The organism is Arthrobacter sp. SAFR-179 (assembly GCF_059414945.1).
The window spans coordinates 858,356-875,590 of sequence record NZ_JBPFDM010000001.1 but is presented as its reverse complement, the minus strand read 5'-3'; the positions used below and the strand labels follow the sequence as shown (position 1 = coordinate 875,590).

The 17,235-nt window shown below is 66.2% G+C and carries 18 protein-coding genes; 4 read left to right on the top strand and 14 right to left on the bottom strand.

Features of this window, described 5'->3' with window-relative positions; all coding sequences use genetic code 11:
• Positions 1–3: 3 nt before the first annotated feature.
• From rnc to coaD, 4 genes are all read right to left on the bottom strand, one after another.
• A complete protein-coding gene (gene rnc / locus ACR65K_RS04215) occupies positions 4–732 on the bottom strand; it encodes a ribonuclease III (RefSeq protein ID WP_440151426.1) in 729 nt (242 codons plus the stop codon).
• A 20-nt stretch (positions 733–752) separates the two neighbouring features.
• A complete protein-coding gene (rpmF, locus tag ACR65K_RS04210; protein WP_009356569.1) occupies positions 753–956 on the bottom strand; it encodes a 50S ribosomal protein L32 in 204 nt (67 codons plus the stop codon).
• A 36-nt stretch (positions 957–992) separates the two neighbouring features.
• Positions 993–1,517, bottom strand: a complete 525-nt coding sequence (locus ACR65K_RS04205) for a YceD family protein (RefSeq protein ID WP_082566791.1) — start codon at positions 1,515–1,517, stop codon at positions 993–995.
• Positions 1,518–1,639: 122 nt separating this feature from the next.
• Entirely contained in the window at positions 1,640–2,140 is a 501-nt protein-coding gene (coaD, locus tag ACR65K_RS04200) for a pantetheine-phosphate adenylyltransferase (RefSeq protein WP_056335335.1), read from the bottom strand.
• Positions 2,141–2,183: 43 nt separating this feature from the next.
• Between coaD and ACR65K_RS04195 the strand changes: the two genes are divergently transcribed.
• Both ACR65K_RS04195 and ACR65K_RS04190 read left to right on the top strand, forming a co-directional pair.
• A complete protein-coding gene (locus ACR65K_RS04195) occupies positions 2,184–3,413 on the top strand; it encodes an aminotransferase class I/II-fold pyridoxal phosphate-dependent enzyme (RefSeq protein WP_440151425.1) in 1,230 nt (409 codons plus the stop codon).
• The gene (locus tag ACR65K_RS04190; protein ID WP_440151424.1) at positions 3,413–4,201 is read left to right on the top strand and encodes a spermidine synthase; all 789 of its coding nucleotides are present in this window, start codon (positions 3,413–3,415) and stop codon (positions 4,199–4,201) included. The genes ACR65K_RS04195 and ACR65K_RS04190 overlap by 1 nt, the downstream gene beginning before the upstream one ends.
• On the opposite strand, the gene rsmD is transcribed toward ACR65K_RS04190, so the two are convergent.
• Genes rsmD through thiL form a run of 4 tightly spaced genes read right to left on the bottom strand, consistent with a single transcriptional unit; the run spans position 4,198 to position 9,200 of the window.
• Positions 4,198–4,827: a 16S rRNA (guanine(966)-N(2))-methyltransferase RsmD gene (gene rsmD, locus ACR65K_RS04185; RefSeq protein ID WP_440151423.1), complete on the bottom strand. Its 630-nt coding sequence runs from the start codon at positions 4,825–4,827 to the stop codon at positions 4,198–4,200. The genes ACR65K_RS04190 and rsmD overlap by 4 nt on opposite strands.
• 57 nt (positions 4,828–4,884) lie before the next feature.
• The gene (locus ACR65K_RS04180) at positions 4,885–7,155 is read right to left on the bottom strand and encodes an ATP-dependent DNA helicase RecG (protein ID WP_440151422.1); all 2,271 of its coding nucleotides are present in this window, start codon (positions 7,153–7,155) and stop codon (positions 4,885–4,887) included.
• The gene (locus tag ACR65K_RS04175; RefSeq protein WP_440151469.1) at positions 7,145–8,131 is read right to left on the bottom strand and encodes a DAK2 domain-containing protein; all 987 of its coding nucleotides are present in this window, start codon (positions 8,129–8,131) and stop codon (positions 7,145–7,147) included. The genes ACR65K_RS04180 and ACR65K_RS04175 overlap by 11 nt, the downstream gene beginning before the upstream one ends.
• A 22-nt stretch (positions 8,132–8,153) precedes the next feature.
• Complete coding sequence (thiL, locus tag ACR65K_RS04170) at positions 8,154–9,200, bottom strand: thiamine-phosphate kinase (protein WP_440151421.1); 1,047 nt, start codon at positions 9,198–9,200, stop codon at positions 8,154–8,156.
• A 69-nt stretch (positions 9,201–9,269) separates the two neighbouring features.
• Between thiL and ACR65K_RS04165 the strand changes: the two genes are divergently transcribed.
• Complete coding sequence (locus ACR65K_RS04165; protein ID WP_056335317.1) at positions 9,270–9,773, top strand: DUF3515 domain-containing protein; 504 nt, start codon at positions 9,270–9,272, stop codon at positions 9,771–9,773.
• A gap of 73 nt (positions 9,774–9,846) precedes the next feature.
• On the opposite strand, the gene ACR65K_RS04160 is transcribed toward ACR65K_RS04165, so the two are convergent.
• The 6 genes from ACR65K_RS04160 to leuC all read right to left on the bottom strand — a co-directional run bounded on the left by ACR65K_RS04160 (position 9,847) and on the right by leuC (position 16,374).
• Positions 9,847–10,995, bottom strand: coding sequence for a D-alanine--D-alanine ligase family protein (locus ACR65K_RS04160; RefSeq protein WP_440151420.1), 1,149 nt, complete (start codon positions 10,993–10,995; stop codon positions 9,847–9,849).
• Positions 10,996–10,998: 3 nt separating this feature from the next.
• On the bottom strand, positions 10,999–12,048 hold the full coding sequence (locus ACR65K_RS04155) for an NAD(P)H-dependent glycerol-3-phosphate dehydrogenase (protein WP_056335311.1): 1,050 nt from the start codon (positions 12,046–12,048) through the stop codon (positions 10,999–11,001).
• Positions 12,045–12,815 carry a lysophospholipid acyltransferase family protein gene (locus ACR65K_RS04150; protein WP_440151419.1) on the bottom strand — a complete coding sequence of 257 codons (771 nt, stop codon included), beginning with the start codon at positions 12,813–12,815 and terminating at the stop codon, positions 12,045–12,047. Before ACR65K_RS04150 ends, ACR65K_RS04155 begins: the two co-directional genes overlap by 4 nt.
• A 9-nt stretch (positions 12,816–12,824) precedes the next feature.
• Entirely contained in the window at positions 12,825–14,150 is a 1,326-nt protein-coding gene (murA, locus tag ACR65K_RS04145; protein WP_440151418.1) for a UDP-N-acetylglucosamine 1-carboxyvinyltransferase, read from the bottom strand.
• Positions 14,151–14,307: 157 nt separating this feature from the next.
• Positions 14,308–14,910, bottom strand: a complete 603-nt coding sequence (gene leuD, locus ACR65K_RS04140; RefSeq protein WP_307089398.1) for a 3-isopropylmalate dehydratase small subunit — start codon at positions 14,908–14,910, stop codon at positions 14,308–14,310.
• 9 nt (positions 14,911–14,919) lie between these two features.
• Positions 14,920–16,374 (bottom strand): 3-isopropylmalate dehydratase large subunit, encoded by a 1,455-nt coding sequence (leuC, locus tag ACR65K_RS04135; protein ID WP_440151417.1) that lies wholly within the window; start codon positions 16,372–16,374, stop codon positions 14,920–14,922.
• Positions 16,375–16,487: 113 nt separating this feature from the next.
• Here leuC and ACR65K_RS04130 point away from each other — a divergent pair, with 113 nt between their 5' ends.
• Positions 16,488–17,207, top strand: coding sequence for an IclR family transcriptional regulator (locus ACR65K_RS04130; RefSeq protein ID WP_009356552.1), 720 nt, complete (start codon positions 16,488–16,490; stop codon positions 17,205–17,207).
• Positions 17,208–17,235: the final 28 nt, after the last annotated feature.

Sequence of the window (17,235 nt, the reverse complement as noted above, 5' to 3'; positions counted from 1 at the left end):
ACCCTACTGGGCCGCCAAGGAGCTTGTACTGGTGCTGCCGGCGTCCTGCGCCGCGGCCCCGGAGAGCACCCGCCAGGCATCCGCTGCTGCTTCCTGCTCCGCTTCCTTTTTCGAGTGGCCGGAACCCTTGCCATAGGCTGTGCCGCCGATGTTCAGGACCGCCGTGAAGGTGCGGGCGTGGTCCGGGCCGGACCCGTCCACTGCATAGTGGATGCTGCCCAGCTGCCGGCTGGCCGCAAGTTCCTGGATGCTGGTCTTCCAGTCGGTGCCGGCACCCAGGACGGCGGCGTCCTTCAGCAGCGGACCGACCAGCCGCATGACCAGCTGGCGCGCCGTCTCGATGTCGTTCGAGACGTAGGTGGCCCCGATCAGGGCCTCCATGGTGTCCGCGAGGATGGAGGCCTTGTTCTTGCCGTGGGTGAGCTTTTCGCCCTGCCCCAGGTAGATGTACTCCCCAATGCCAAGGCTGCGGCCGATGCCGGCCAATGCACGCGTACTGACGACGGCGGACCGGCGCTTTGCGAGTTCGCCTTCGGGCAGGTCCGGGTTGTCCCGGTAGAGGGCATCGGTAACAGAGAATCCCAGGATGGAGTCGCCCAGGAACTCGAGCCGCTCGTTGGTGGGTATGCCGCCGTTCTCGTAGGCGTACGAACGGTGTGTGAGCGCAAGACGAAGCGTCCCGGCGTCAATAGTGACACCGAGACGCTTCAGAAGCTCTTCAGTTGAAGACATCAGTCAGCCTTTTGGGCCGATTAGACGTCAGCGACCTTGCGGCCCTTGTACTCAAGGAACAGCGCAGTGCCAGCAGAGTCGGTAACGACCTTTGCCTGGTGCGGCAGGCTGTAGGTAACCTGGCCGTTCTCAACGGTCTTCACCAGGTGGGGGGCGGTCGCCTTCCACTGCGAGCGGCGGGCGCGGGTATTCGAGCGAGACATTTTCCGCTTGGGAACAGCCACGGCTAACTCATTTCTCTCTAGACAAACACGTACAAATCAATTTTGCCGGTCAGGCTTAGCCATATCAGCTAGGGCAGCCCAGCGAGGATCCAGGACCTCGTGGTGGTGCCCCGGCTCGTCTTCCAGGCGAACTCCGCATTCGGAGCAAAGGCCCTGGCAGTCTTCCCGGCACACCGGCTGGAACGGCAGATTGGTGACAACCGCGTCCCGCAACACCGGTTCAAGATCGATTACATCGTGCTCGACTCGACGTTGCTCTTCATCTTCTTCTCCGTCCGAAAGCTGGACGCCCTCGTAGAAGAAAAGTTCTTGCACATTGACCTCAAGGTCATACGCAAGGGGATCCAGGCATCGGCCGCACTCACCGGTAACTTCGGCAAGCACGGTTCCTGATACCAGAATTCCTTCGTGTACGGCCTCAAGCCTCAGATCCAGCTCAACATCCGAGCCTTCCTGAACACCAATGAGCGCCACACCAAGATCACCCGGTGCGGGTACATGTTCCTTCAGTGTCCGCATGCTTCCCGGACTGCGTCCGAGGTCCTTGACGTCGAACGCCAGGGGCGAACCAGCATCTCTGTTAATGAGAACTCCTGTTGAACATATGACCGACGTACCATCTTAGCCCGAAGAGCCGCAGCGACTCAAACCGGCAGGAGGAAGCGCCGAAGTACCGATCCAGCCTACCGCTTTGGCTGCTGATCAGGCGAAGGCTCGCCGGAAACCAGCCGGCGGTGCACTGACCGGGGCACATAGTCGGACACGCTGCCGCCCAGGACCGACACCTCTTTGATCAGGGTGGAGGACAGATGGACGTAGCTGGCCTCGGCCGGGAGGAAGACAGTCTCCACCCCGCTCAACTGCCGGTTCATGGTGGCCATGGGAAGCTCGTAGTCAAAGTCCGACGACGACCTGAGTCCCTTAACAATGGCCGACACGCCCCGCTGGCGGCAGTACTCCGCCAGGAGCCCCTCGCCCACCGGTTCCACCACGATTCCCTTGAGCAGCGCCAGGGTCTCGCGCGCCATTTCCAGCCGCTCCTCCAGGCTGAACATGTACTTCTTGGCGTAGTTGGTGGAGATGGCCACGATGACCTCGTCAAAGAGGCCGGCAGCACGTGCGATGACTTCGAGATGGCCGTTGTGGATGGGGTCGAAGGATCCGGGGCACACAGCGCGTCTCATGCTCCGAACCTACCGCATGGAAACCCCGGGATACCATGACTGGATGCATCCACCACGGGAACTTTCCACCCCCCTGGCACCTGCGCCCTGGCAGCGCACAGCGCTCGGAGCCAACCTCCTTGCCCCCGACGGCGGACTGGGTGTCACCATCTTCGAAGAGATGACCACCCTGGCCGTCCAAACCGGGGCGATTAACCTGGGGCAGGGCTTCCCTGATGAGGACGGGCCGGCCGAGATCCGGGAAGCGGCCCGGGCAGCCATCGCGGCGGGGGCCAACCAGTACGCGCCCGGCAAGGGCCTGCCCGAACTCCGTGCGGCGGTGGCCGCACACCAGGAACGCTTCTACGGGCTCAGGCCGGACCCGGACACTGAGGTCATCATCACCACCGGGGCCACGGAAGGCATCGCAGCCTCCCTCCTGGCCTTCGCCGGACCGGGCGATGAGGTCCTGACGTTCGAGCCTTTCTACGACTCCTATGGTGCAATCATTGGGCTGTCCGGCGCCTCCCACGTGACCGTTCCGCTGGCTGCCCCGGACTTCATGCCGGACCTGGCAGCATTGGAGGCGACCTTCAATGAGCGGACCCGCGTGGTACTGCTGAACAATCCGCACAACCCCACCGGCGCCGTCTTTCCACCGGCCGTCCTGCAGCGCGTGGTGGAGCTTGCCGAAAAGCACGGCAGCATCATCATCACGGATGAGGTGTACGAGCACCTCACCTTCGGCGTGGCCCATACACCCCTCGCCACCCTTCCGGGCGCCGCTGCCCGCACCATCACCATTTCCTCTGCCGGAAAGACGTTCTCCCTGACCGGCTGGAAGATCGGCTGGCTGAGCGGGCCGGCGGAGCTGGTCTCAGCAGTCCGCACGGTCAAGCAGTTCCTGACCTACAGCTCGGGCACCCCCTTCCAAGGAGCGATCGCCGCCGGCCTGGCCCTGCCGGATGATTTCTACACGGGCATCGCCGCCGCCCTTGAGAAGAAACGGGACATCCTCAGCGCCGGACTCCGGGCGGCGGGCTTTGATGTCTTCACACCGCGGGGAACGTACTTCGTCAACGTGGACACGGCTCCGCTGGGCATCACGGACGCCCTGGACCTGGCCCGCCGCCTGCCGGCACTGGTGGGTGTCGCCGCCATTCCGGTTCCGGTCTTCTGCCACCCGGAAGGTGCGCAGCGCATGCGCAGCCTGCTCCGGTTTGCCTTCTGCAAGAAGACCGAGGTCCTGGAGGAGGCCGCAGCGCGGCTGGCCACCCTGGGCGGCCGGCTCTGATGTCAGGCGGCAGCGGCGTGACTGCCAGCCGCTTCCTGCGGACCACTGGCCAGCACGCCACCATCGAAACCGATGCATTTACTGATGGCGGCTATGTCCTCAGCATCGGCGGAGCCGAACAATCACACGTCAACCTCGAACGGCCGGAAGAGATCTTCTACGAGTACCTCCGCAGGATTGGACACCTGGTGGATCTGGCGGCCCCTCCCGGCGGGCCGATCAGTGCCCTGCACCTGGGAGCCGGGGCGCTGACGCTGGCGCGTTACATCCAGACCACCCGCCCCGGCTCAATGCAGTACGCGGTTGAGCTGGAACGCGAGCTGCTGGACTTTGTCCTTCGGCACCTTCCCCTGCCCCAGGGGACGGACCTGACCACCATCATCGGCGACGCCCGTGAATCGCTTGGTGCTCTCGATCCCGGCCTCAGGTTCGACGTCGTCATCCTAGACATCTTTTCCGGCCCGGAAGCCCCGGCCCACATCGCCACCAGCGGCTTCTACCAGGAGGCCAGGGAACGCTTGCGCCCGGACGGCCTGCTGATCGTCAATGTGGGCGACGAGGCGGCCCTGACACTCGTCAGGAGCCAAGTGGCGGCGATGCGTGATGCGATGGCGGATGTGGGCGCCGTTGCGGAAGCCGGCATGTTCGACGGCCGGTACCCGGGCAACATCATCCTGGCAGGGACGCAGGGCCCGTGGCCGGAAGCCTGGACAGCTGAATTGACCGCGCGTGGCCCCCACCCTGCACGTGTCCTGGCGGGAGTCGACCTGGATCCGTTCTCGGGCTAAGCCCCCGGGGTGTCAGGCCCGGCAGCGTCCGCCAGGTCATCCGCTGCGATGGCGTCGGGCACGAATGGTTCGGCGTACCACAACCGGGTTTCCCCGTATTTCTTTTCGGCGAACCGGGTCATCCCGTCCGGCCATTGCGGCTCCGGGGAGCGCGACGAGCGTTCCACCACGACAACGGCACCGGGGACCAGGTGCGCGGCAAGCTTCTGCAGCACCGCAGCCAGTGCGGCATCCTCCAATGGATATGGAGGATCCAGGAACACCAGGTCCCAGGCAGCGGATTCCGGGACGCGGTCCAGGAAAGGCTCCACCTTGGAGCGGTGCACGGTCACGGTTTTGCGGCCCAGCACCCCGTTGATGAGGTCTGCGTTGCGCTGGCACACAGCACTGGCCTTGGCATCGGACTCAACCAGGTCCACCGTCCTGGCTCCCCTGCTGGCGCTTTCCACTCCCAGCGAGCCCGAACCCGCATAAAGATCCAGCACCCGCGCGCCGGCAATGACTTCAAAGGCGTCGAGGCGGGAAAACAGCGCTTCCTTCACCCGGTCGGTTGTCGGCCTGGTCAAGGACCCTGGAACGGCCGCCAGTGGCGTGCCGCCGGCAGCCCCGGCAATAATCCTGGTCACCGCGCCCACCGCGATCCGCCGGCGCCCGGTGCGCCTATGCGCGCTGCGCTTCTGTTGCTAACCGCGTTCAAGGAACGCCTCCTTCTCAGGGTTGAGGTACTTCTCGATGGCATCGGCCAGTTCCGGGCAGCCGGACAGCAGGGGGTCGCCGGCAACGATTGCCTGGGCGTCTTCCCTGGCCCGGGCAATCACGTCTTCGTGTTCGAGGACCCGCAGCAGTTTCAACGTGGACCGTCCACCGGACTGGGAAGCGCCCAGGATATCGCCCTCGCGCCGCAGCTTGAGGTCCTCCTGGGAGAGGACAAAACCGTCGGTGGTGGCCGCGACCGCGTCCAGCCGCCGCCGGCTTGGGTGGCCGGGTTCCAAGGCGGTGACCAGCAGGCAGGTTCCCGGCAGGCCGCCGCGGCCCACGCGGCCGCGGAGCTGGTGCAGCTGGGAAATACCAAATCTGTCGGCGTCAAGGATCACCATCAAGGTGGCGTTGTGGACGTCCACCCCCACCTCGATCACGGTGGTGGAGACGAGCAGCTTGATGCGGTTGGCGGTGAAGCCGGCCATGGTCTCCGTCTTCAGCTCCGGGTCCTGGCGCCCGTGCAGGGGAGCCAGTGGAACCCCGGCCAGCGAGGGCTCGGAGAGCAGATGGTCCACGACGGCGGTGACCGACGCGAGCTCCCGCGCCTCCTCCCCTTCCACGCCGGAAGGTGCCGCCTCCCCCGGGCTGAAGTCGCCGTCGTCGTCCGTTCCGATCTTGGGACAGACCACGTACACCTGGTGGCCGGCGTCGATCTCTTCCCTTGCACGTGCCCAGATCCGGGCCGCCCATGCGGGATTCTCCGCCAGGCCCACGAGATGCGTGGTGATCGGGGCGCGCCCCTTCGGCAGTTCGTCGAGCGTGGAGGTCTCGAGGTCGCCGAACACGGTCATCGCCACGGTGCGGGGAATGGGCGTGGCGGTCATGACCAGCAGGTGCGGCGGCTTCCGTGCCTTGGCCCGCAGGGCGTCCCGCTGTTCCACGCCGAAGCGGTGCTGTTCGTCCACCACGATCAGGCCGAGGTCGTAGAAGGAGACGTTGTCGCTGAGCAGGGCATGGGTGCCAATGATGATTCCGGCCGTCCCCGAGGCCGCGTCCAGCATGGCCTGTTTCCGTGCCGCCGTGGGCATGGACCCGGTCAGGAGCGTGACCTGCACGGAAGGGCCGTCGCCACCGGCCAGCCCTCCCAGGAGCCCGTCGCTGGAGAGCACGCCCAGGGTGCGGCGGATGGAGTCGTAGTGTTGCGCGGCGAGCACTTCGGTGGGCGCCAGGAGCGCAGCCTGGCCGCCGGCGTCGATGACCTGCAGCATGGCCCGCAGCGCCACCACGGTCTTCCCCGAGCCCACTTCGCCCTGCAGCAGCCGGTTCATGGGGGCAGCCTGCGCCAGTTCCGCCGCGAGGGTGTTGCCGACGGCGGCCTGGCCGGGGGTGAGCGTGAAGGGCAGGTTTTGGTCGAAGGCAGCCAGGATACCGTCGTCGACGGGGCGCCGCGCGGTGGCTTCCTCGGCGGCGAGCTGGGCCCGCCGCCTGGCCAGCGCGGATTGCAGCACCAGGGCTTCCTGGTACCGGAACCGGTCCCGTGCGCGTTTCCAATCGGCGGCTGTTTCGGGCGCATGGATGAGCCTATAGGCCTCCGCCACGGGCAGGAAGGCTTCCCTGGCGGCGACTGCGGACGGAACCGGGTCCGGCAGCGAGCCCAGGTCAGCGGTTTCGAGCAGTGTGGTGATCACCTTCTGGATCCGCCAGCTGGGAAGCTTTGCGGTGGCCGGATAGACCGGGATGGGCATCGCGGCGAGCTTCTCCGGATCACCGCTGCCCTGGACGAAGGGGTCATCGTCCAGGAGCTGGAAGTCCGGATTGGTGAGGCCCAGCTGGCCTTTGAAGCTGGTGACTTTTCCAGAGAACAGGGCCCGCCGTCCCTGCAGGAGTTCAGTTTTTGCCTTGTAGCCGTTGAAGAAGCTGATCTTGAGGGTCCCGGGCACTTTGCCGCGGTAGTCCGTGCCTCCCACCAGCCGGAGCCCCTGCTGCCCGTCGTCGTCGGAAACGATGACGTCGGTGATCGTCCCCCGCCGTGCCTGCATGTGCCGGGTGCTGCTGGACAGCACCCGGGCGATCAGGGTGACCTCCTCATTGAGTGGGAGCCCGCCAATGGGCGTCAGCTCACCGCGCATAAGGTAGCGCCGGGGGAAGTAGTTCAGCAGGCCCTCGACGGTGGTGATGCCGAGGTGTTTCTCGATGACGGCGGCGGAACGCTTTCCAATCCGGCGCTCCAGGGCCAGGTCCAGCTCAGCGTTCATGCCCGCCGGTGTTCACCTTTTCCACATCCGGTTCCCGCGGAAGCGCCAGCTCGCTGATGCTGATCTGGGACGGCTCACCCAGGGACCGGATAATCTCCACGGCCGGGTCCGGCTCCGGAACGTGCACGTGCACCCGCCACCGGTAGTTGCCTTCCGGATCCGGACCGCTGCCCACCTGGCTCATGATGACGGACTCGCCGATCTCGTCCAGCCGCTGCCGGAGCGTGGCGGCGTTCAGGGGCGAAAGGCTGATGGTGCACATGACTTCCACGCCGTCATCGTCCGGCATGGAGGTGTGGATGTGGGGGTCGGAGACGTCATAGCCGTGCAGGCCATCGAGGAGTTCGCTCTGCAGTTCTTCGCCCAGGACGGCGGAGCGGAGGCAGTCGAGGATCAGCAGCATGCCCACGCCGCCTGCATCCACCACGTGGGCGGACTGCAGCGCATCAAGCTGTTCCTCGGTGTGGATCACGGCGGCCAGCGCGCCCTCCACCGCGGCGTCCAGCGCCAGGCCCAGCGCGTGGTTGCTGTCATCGCCGTCCTGGGCGGCGTCGACGGCGGCTGCCGCACGGGCTGCAGCTTCCATGACCGACAGCATGGTGCCCGGAACCGGGTCACTCAGTGCGGACCAGGCGCGGATCTGGGCGCGGTTCAGTGCGGCCGACAGGAGCGTGGACGTCAACCGGGTATGCCCGGCCAAAGGCTCAGCCGCGGCACAAAGAAACACGGAAAAGAGAGTGCCCGAGTTTCCCCTGGCTTCCTCCATGGCGGCCTGCCCGGCGGTGGCGAGGACTTCCCCGACGTCGACCGGCGCCGGCTGGCCCTCTGCAAGGACCAGGGAACGGGCGGCAGCGCGGACAGTGAGATAGAGGTTGGTGCCGGTATCGCCATCGGCCACCGGGAAGATGTTGATGGCGTTGAGCCGGTCACTGTGGTTTCCCAGGGCAGTTTCAGCCTTGCCCAGCCACCTCTTCATCGCCAGCGCGTTGGCGGCAACCTTAGTGTGCAAAGTGATCCCATCCCCCGTTGTCCGCGGTCCGGCCCGCTGTCAGGACGCCCGGGCCTTCGTCGGTACCGAGTGCATGTATCGAGCCTATCGCAGTGAATCCAGGTGGCAGCTGAACACCGGCCGGGAATGTGGCCAGCAGCCCGTGGTCCTCTCCCCCGCCCAGCACCCAGGCGGCGCCATCCACCCCCAGCCGGGCTGCGGCCGGGGCCAGGAGATCCGCCAGTTGGGCCATCCTTGCCTGGTCGAGAGCCACCGCCACATTGCTGGCGGTGGCCAGCCGCCTGCCGTCCCGCTGAAGTCCGTCCGAAATGTCCAGCATTGCCGTGGCACCTGCCGCACGCGCAGCCGGCCCGGCCTCCAGCGGCGGACGCGGCCGGCACTGCAGGTCCACGAAGGCGCGCTCCGCCGGGGTGAGCGTGTCCACAGGGATGTCCGATTCGAGCAGGGCCAGGCCAGCCGCGGCGTGCCCCACTGTTCCCGCCAGCGCCAAAGTATCCCCCGGGCGGGCGCCGGACCGGAGGACGGGCCGCCCGCCGTCGAGCGTTCCCAGCACCGCAACGGTCACCGAAATCTCCCCGCCCCGGCCCAGGTCTCCGCCGGCCACGGAACATCGGGTGGCCCCAAGTTCGCGGATTCCAGCTGTCAGTCCATCCGCCAGGTCCTCCACCCAGCTCACCGGCGTGTCAACGGGAAGGGTAAGGCTGACCACCATGGAGGTTGCGTGTGCGCCCATGGCGTTGATGTCGCTGAGGTTCTGTGCAGCTGCCTTCCACCCGACATCGAATCCGGTGGTGTGGTAGCCGTTGGGCCACAGGAGGCGGAAATCCTGGTCCTGGACCTGGGTGTCGATGCTGATGACGGTCCTGCCGTCCGGGGCTGCGATGACGGCAGCGTCATCGCCAGGCCCCAGCAGCGTGCTGGTGGTGTGGCCGTCCGTCATCTGAAGGCGCGGAAAGATCCGCTCCAGCAGCTCGGCTTCGGAAAGGGCGGCGACTGTGGGCTGGCGGTCAACACGGTTACGGAGGTCTTCGGGCACGCCACTACGCTACCGCGCCCGGCCGACATCGTGTCCGGACGGGGACGAAGGCGGCGATAGGCTGGGATCATGCACCATCCCCAGCCGCCCCTGTCCGCCCGTGCCGCCAGGATGGCGCTGGCTGGGGGAATCGCCGCCTTGTCCCTGACCGCCTGCTCTCCGGCCGTGGATGTCACCGCCGCCAAGGACGCCGCCAATCCATTGTGCGCGCCGATGATGGTGGCACTGCCGGACGTCATCGGGGATTCGAAACTGCGGAAGACCAACAGCCAGGGCACGGCCGCCTGGGGCGACCCATCGCTGGTCATCCTCCGGTGCGGTGTCAACGTGCCGGGGCCCACGACGGACCGCTGCGTCACCGTCAACGGCGTCGACTGGGTCATCAAGGAAGGCGACCCCGTGTGGACGCTGACCACCTATGGGCGGGAACCTGCCACGGAAATCCTGATGGACCCGGACAAGATCAGCTCTGCCACAGTACTGGCGGACCTGTCGGCTGCGGCGGAAAAGGTACCGTCCGCACGGAACTGTGTGGGCCAGGAAGAGCTGCAGAACCTGCCCAAGAGCCAGTAAGCTCCGGCAGGTCCTGCAAGTGGTGGCCCCACACCGGCGGCGGGAACGCGCCAGCGGGAGCCGCCGTGGCGGCTTACCGGAGCCCGGTCTTGCGGTTCAGTGCCAGGTGGATAAGTTCATCGATCAGGTCCGCGTAGCCCAGTCCGGATGCTGCCCACATTTGCGGGTACATGCTCTTGGGTGTGAAGCCGGGCATCGTGTTGATCTCGTTGATGATCAGTTCGCCCTCGGGCGTATAGAAGAAGTCCACGCGGCTCAGGCCCTCGGCACCCACAGCGTCAAAGGCGGCGGCAGCGAGTTCACGGACCCGGGCAATGGCTTCCGCCGGGATGTCTGCCGGGCAGCTCAGGGACGCGGCATCATCCTCGACGTACTTGGCGTTGAAGTCGTAGAACTCGTGGGTTCCTGCGGCCACGGAGATTTCGCCCGGCATTGAGGTCCGCGGCGCATCGGTGCCCCTGCCTTCGAGGACTGCGCATTCGATTTCGCGGCCCACAATTCCGGCTTCGATCACCAGCTTGAGGTCATGGCGGCGGGCCTCTTCGATGGCGGCGTCCAGGTCCTCCAGGGAGTCAACCTTGGAGATACCCATCGACGAGCCTGCACGGGCCGGCTTGACGAAGACAGGGAACCCGAGGCGGTCCACCTGCTTCCGGACGGATTCGGGGTCCCTGCGCCACTGCCTGTCGGTCACGGCCACATAAGGGCCCACCCGCAGCCCTGCGGCTTCGAAGACCACCTTCATGTAGTGCTTGTCCATGCCGACGGCGGATGCCAGCACCCCGGCGCCAACGTAGCGGGTGTCGGAAAGCTCAAGGAGGCCCTGGATGGTGCCGTCCTCACCGAAAGGTCCGTGCAGCAGCGGAAAGACGACGTCGACGGTGCCCAGTTCCTGCGGAACTTCATTGGGTGCCGCCACGATCAGCTGGTGCTCACCGCCGATCTCGGCCAGGGTGACGGTCTGCGGCGAGGGCACGACTTCAGGAAGCGACGATGCCGCGAGCGACCACTGTGCGGTGTCGGCCGGGGCGAGAACCCACTGGCCGGTCTTGGCGATCCCGATGGGGATCACCTCGTACTTGTCCTTGTTGATCGCGCCCAGCACGCCGGCTGCCGTTACGCAGCTGACGGCGTGCTCGCTGGAGCGGCCGCCGAAAAGCACTGCGACCCGCGGTTTCCTGGTGATGGCCGTTTCAGCTGTGGTGGATGTGTCGTGGGACATGGGTCAGTAATCGCCTTCAGGTTTCAATTCCCGGGACAGCAGAACAGGCCCCAGTTGGTCAACGGACAGCTTGCCTGCCAGTACCGCGACGACGGCGGCAGTGATGGGCATTTCGACGCCGAGCTTGCCGGCGAGTTCATGGACGGCCTGGCCGGATTTGATGCCTTCGGCGGTCTGGGTCATCTTTCGGCCCACTTCTTCAAGGGTCAGGCCCTGGCCCAGCAGTCTCCCCGCGGTGTGGTTCCGGGACAGCGCGGACGAGCAGGTTGCCACGAGGTCGCCCAGCCCGGCCAGACCGGCCATGGTCTTGGCTTCGCCGCCCAGTGCCAGTGCGAGGCGCGACGTTTCGGCGAGTCCCCGGGTAATCACGGATGCCTTGGTGTTGTCCCCCATCTGCTTGCCCTCACAGATGCCCACTGCCAGCGCGATCACGTTCTTGACGATGCCGCCAATTTCGACGCCGACCACATCGGACGTGGTGTAAGGACGGAAGTAGGGGGCGGTGCAGCTCCTGGCCAGCCAGCCGGCAGTGGCGGAATCGGTACACGCCACCACCGATGCAGTGGGTTCCTGCCGCGCAATTTCCATGGCGAGGTTGGGTCCGGAGACAACCGCAATGCGTTCCAGGGGCAGGTCCAGCTCCTGCCCGATGACCTCGCTCATCCTGGCATCCGTGCCCAGCTCCAGGCCCTTCATCAGGGAAACCACAACAGCTCCGGGGGCGATCATGTCCTTCCATTCCCGCAACTGCGGGCGGAGGGACTGGGCCGGAACAGCCAAGACCACGAGCTCGGCGCCTGCCAGGACCGCGCGGACGTCGGTGGACGCAGTGATGCTTTCCGGCAGGACAACGTCCTTGAGGTAGTCACTGTTGCGGTGGCTGCTGTTAATCTCCTCCACCACTTCGGCGCGCCTGCCCCACAGCCTGATGGAACGTGGCGTGCCGGTGGCAATCGCGGCGTCGGCCAGGACCTTGGCAAAGGTCGTGCCCCACGATCCCGCGCCCAGGACGGCAACGGTACGGGCCGCCCCCGGCCTCGCGTCAGCGGTCACGGAGCTTCCGTTCCGGATCCCGGCTGCTGTCCGCGTTCAACGAACCGTCCATGCTTGGCCTGCTGCTGTTTGGCCGGGTCCCAGCGTTCCGCGGGAGGCTGTTCACCACGCAAACCTGCCAACAATGCCGTGATCGCATCCATGATCACCGCGGTGGCCTCCGCCAGGGTGGCCTTGTCCAGGGGACGGCCACTGAAGGCGCTCAGGTCCACCGGATCGCCCACCACAACACGCGAGCGTTTGCGCGGGAAGATATGGAACGACTTGCCGTATCGCGGAAACACTTCATGCGCTCCCCAGTGTGCGATGGGAACCACGGGAATGCCGCCTTCGAGGGCCAGCCGCGCAGCGCCGGTGTGGCCTTTCATGGGCCACAAGTCCGGGTCCCGCGTCAGCGTGCCTTCGGGATAGATGATGATGGCGCCCCCTTCGGCGACAATCTCCTGGGCCACTTGCAGCGACCGGTTCGCTCCCGCCGTCGAACGCTCCACCGGCACCTGCTTGGTGGCGCGCAGCAGCCAGCCCAGGGCCGGCACCTTGAACAGCCCGGCCTTGGCCAGGAAGTGCGGGGCCCGCTTCTGGTTGTAGAGCATGTGCCCCACCACCAGGGGGTCGATCTCCGTGCAGTGGTTGGGGGCGGCGATGAAGCCGCCGGCGGGAAGTTTTTCGGTGCCTTCCCACGTCTTGGCCATCATGAGGTTCAGCAACGGCCGGGCGACGGCGGCGATGAACACAAACGTGGCCCTGCTCTTGGCCGATTCCTTCACGGTCCCGCGCTACTTCGTGGTGGTGATGTCGAAGTCGGCACCGAGGCCGGCGAGCTTTTCCGTGAACCGCTCGTACCCCCGGTTGATGATATCGATGCCGGTCACGCGCGAGGTTCCGGTGGCGGCCAGGGCAGCAATCAGGTGGCTGAAGCCGCCGCGGAGGTCCGGAACGTCAATGTCGGTTCCCTTGAGCTGCGTGGGACCGGAAATCACCGCTGAGTGCAGGAAGTTGCGCTGGCCGAAGCGGCACGGCACACTTCCCAGGCACTCGCGGTGCACCTGGATGCTGGCGCCCATGCGGATGAGCGCGTCGGTGAAGCCGAAGCGGTTTTCATAGACCGTCTCGTGGACGATGGATACGCCCTCGGCCTGGGTCAGCGCCACAACGAGTGGCTGCTGCCAGTCAGTCATGAAGCCGGGGTGGACATCCGTCTCCAGGACCAGCGGGTTCAGCTTTCCGCCCTTGTGGTAGAACCGGATGCCGTCCTCGCCGATGTCCATTCCGCCGCCCACCTTGCGGTAGGTGTTCAGGAACGTCATCATGTCGCGCTGGGAGGCGCCTTCAACGAAGATGTCGCCGCGGGTCACCAGTGCGGCCGAAGCCCAGGAGGCCGATTCGTTGCGGTCCGAGAGTGCACGGTGATTGTATCCGCCCAGGTCGCGGACGCCCTCGATGCGGATGGTGCGGTCCGTCTGCACGCTGATGATGGCGCCCATCTTCTGCAGCACGGCGATGAGGTCGACGATCTCCGGTTCGGTGGCGGCGCCCGAAAGCTCGGTGATGCCTTCGGCGCGGGTGGCGCTCAGCAAGACCTGCTCGGTGGCACCCACGGACGGGTACGGCAGCGAGATCTTGGCCCCGTGCAGGCCCTTGGGTGCCGAGATGTGGATGCCGCCGGGGCGCTTTTCCACGACCGCGCCGAACTGGCGCAGGACATCCAGGTGGTAGTCGATGGGACGGTCGCCGATCTTGCAGCCGCCCAGGTCGGGAATGAAGGCTTCACCGATCGCGTGGATCAACGGCCCGCACAGCAGGATGGGAATCCGGGAGTCACCGGCATGGGCATCAATCGCGGTGCTCGGCGCCGTTTTTGCGGCCTTGGGATCCAGGGTGAGATCTCCGTTGGCCGGGTCTTTCTCCACGGTCACGCCATGCAACTGCAGCAGGGAGGTGACAACCTCCACGTCCTTGATTTCCGGCACGTTCCGCAACACCGAGGGTTCGTTGCCCAGCAACGCCGCCACCATGGCCTTGGGAACAAGATTCTTTGCCCCACGGACGCTGACGCGGCCTGTAAGCGGGACACCGCCGCGGATTGTCAGAACACTACTCATATACCGGTTTCCTCACGATCACTAGCCCCCAAAACCTTGCAAAGGCTCCAACCAAGCATAGGAGGTCGCGTTACCGAACCGAAATAAGGGAGCACCGGCGGCGGGGCGTGGCGGGAGCTGCGCCGGCCCGCCACGCCGCCGGGGCGGTGGCGCAGGGTCAGGAAAGCTTCGCCGGCAGGGTCTTCGGCTTGAAGGCCGGCCGGGTCGCCTCGTAGGCGGTGATGTCCGCTTCGTGCTGGAGGGTCAGCCCGATGTCGTCCAGGCCTTCCAGGAGCCGCCACCGGGTGTAGTCGTCGATGTCGAACGGCGCCACGATATTGCCGCAGACCACGGTCTTGGACTCGAGGTCCACCGTCACCTGGGTCCCCGGCGCGTTCTCGAGTTCCTTCCAGATGAGCTCGATGTCATCCTGGGCCACCTGGGCGGCCAGGAGCCCCTGCTTGCCCGAGTTGCCGCGGAAAATGTCGGCGAAGCGGGAGGACAGCACAGCCTTGAAGCCATAGTCCTTCAGCGCCCACACGGCGTGTTCCCGGGACGAGCCGGTACCGAAATCGGGGCCGGCAACCAGGACCGACCCGGCGTTGAAGGGCTCCTGGTTCAGGATGAAGGAAGGATCCTTGCGCCAGGCGGAGAACAGCGCATCCTCGAAGCCGGTCCGGGTGATGCGCTTCAGGTAAACCGCGGGGATGATCTGGTCGGTGTCGACGTTGCTCTGGCGCAGCGGGACGCCGATGCCGGTGTGCTTGGTGAACTTTTCCATAGTGCTGTCCTAGGCTGCGTCGATGCGGATGGCGGCGGGTTCGGGAGCGGGTTCAAGGTCTGACGGCGAGCTGAGCGTGCCGCGCACTGCCGTGGCCGCTGCCACCACCGGGGAGACCAGGTGCGTGCGCCCGCCCTTGCCCTGGCGTCCTTCGAAGTTGCGGTTGGAGGTGGAAGCGCAACGCTCCCCCACCTCCAGCTGGTCCGGGTTCATGCCCAGGCACATCGAGCAGCCCGCGAAACGCCATTCGGCCCCGAAATCCTTAAAGACCTTGTCCAGGCCCTCGGCCTCGGCTTCCAGGCGGACGCGTGCGGAGCCCGGCACTACCAGCATCCGGATGTTCGGGTCCTTTTGGCGTCCGCGGATGATGTCCGCAGCGGCCCGCAGGTCCTCCATCCGGGAGTTGGTGCAGGAACCCAGGAACACCGTGTCCACCCGGATGTCCTTCATCGGCGTGCCGGCCTCGAGCCCCATGTACTGGAGGGCGCGTTCCGCGGCAGCCTTGGCGTTTTCGTCGCCGAAGTCCTCGGGCGAGGGAACGGCCTGGGACAGGGACACGCCCTGGCCGGGGTTGGTGCCCCAGGTGACGAACGGCTCCAGCGTGTCGGCGTCCAGGTCCACCTGGACGTCGAAGGTGGCGTCGTCGTCGGTACGCAGGGTATTCCAGTATTCGACGGCGGCATCCCACTCAGCACCCTGGGGGGCGTGCGGGCGGCCCTTCATGAATTCATAGGTGGTCTGGTCCGGGGCCACCATTCCGGCGCGGGCGCCGGCCTCGATGGACATGTTGCAGATGGTCATCCGGGCGTCCATGGACAGGGCACGGATGGCCGAGCCGCGGTACTCCAGGACGTAGCCCTGGCCGCCGCCCGTGCCGATCTTGGCAATCACGGCGAGGATAATGTCCTTGGCGGTCACGCCGGGGCGCAGGGTGCCCTCGACGTTGATGGCCATGGTCTTGAACGGCTTCAGCGACAGGGTCTGGGTGGCCATGACGTGCTCCACCTCAGAGGTTCCGATGCCCATGGCCAGGGCACCGAAGGCGCCGTGGGTGGAGGTGTGGGAGTCGCCGCAGACCACCGTCATGCCGGGCTGGGTGAGGCCCAGCTGCGGGCCCACCACGTGGACGATGCCCTGTTCGGCATCGCCCAGGCTGTGCAGCCGGACGCCGAACTCCGCACAGTTGTTGCGCAGGGTCTGGATCTGGGTGCGGCTGGTCAGGTCGGCAATCGGCTTATCGATGTCCAGCGTGGGGGTGTTGTGGTCCTCGGTGGCAATGGTGAGGTCCGGCCGGCGCAGCTTGCGGCCGGCCAGCCGCAGTCCTTCAAAGGCCTGCGGTGACGTGACCTCGTGGACCAGGTGAAGGTCGATGTACAGAAGGTCTGGCTGGGCGTTGGCACCATCGCCGTCACCTTTGCGCACCACGTGTGCGTCCCAGACTTTCTCGGCCAATGTCTTTGCCATGGCCATCTCCCTTCACTGCTGTTTGGCTGATTAGTCCAACTGAATCAGGACGACTCCGTACTGCGCCAGCCGAAAGATTTGCATCTCAGATATTGAGACGGCAATATCATTACATGGACAATTCTAGTGGAGTCGGTGTCATTGATAAAGCGGCCCAGGTGCTTGATGCCCTCGAGGCCGGCCCCACCACGCTGGCGCAGCTGGTGGCCGCAACCGGCCTGGCCCGGCCCACTGTCCACCGCCTCGCTTTGGCACTGGTCCACCACCGGCTGGTGAGCCGCGACATCCAGGGCCGGTTCGTGCTGGGCAGCAGGCTCGTTGAGCTCGCCTCCGCCGCCGGCGAGGACCGCCTGATCGCTTCCGCGGGCCCCGTGCTGATGCAGTTGCGTGATGCCACCGGCGAAAGTGCCCAGATCTTCCGCCGGCAGGGTGACTGGCGCGTATGTGTCGCATCCGCCGAGCGCCCCATCGGACTGCGCGACACCATTCCCGTCGGCACCCAATTGTCCATGAAAGCCGGCTCCGCCGCGCAGGTCCTGCTCGCCTGGGAGGACCACGACCGGCTCCTTGAGGGCCTGCAGTCAGCCCGTTTCACGCCCACCGTCCTGGCAGGAGTACGACGCCGGGGCTGGGGACAGAGCCTGGGCGAGCGCGAGCCGGGGGTCGCCTCCGTTTCGGCGCCGGTTCGGGGTCCGTCCGGCAGGGTGATTGCCGCGGTCTCCATTTCCGGCCCCATTGAGCGGCTGACCCGCCAGCCCGGGCGCCTGCATGCGGAAGTGGTCTGCAACGCCGGGCGTATCCTCACCGAGGCCCTGCGCAAGAACAACGACTAGGGCAGGAACACCGGCCAGGCCATTCCGG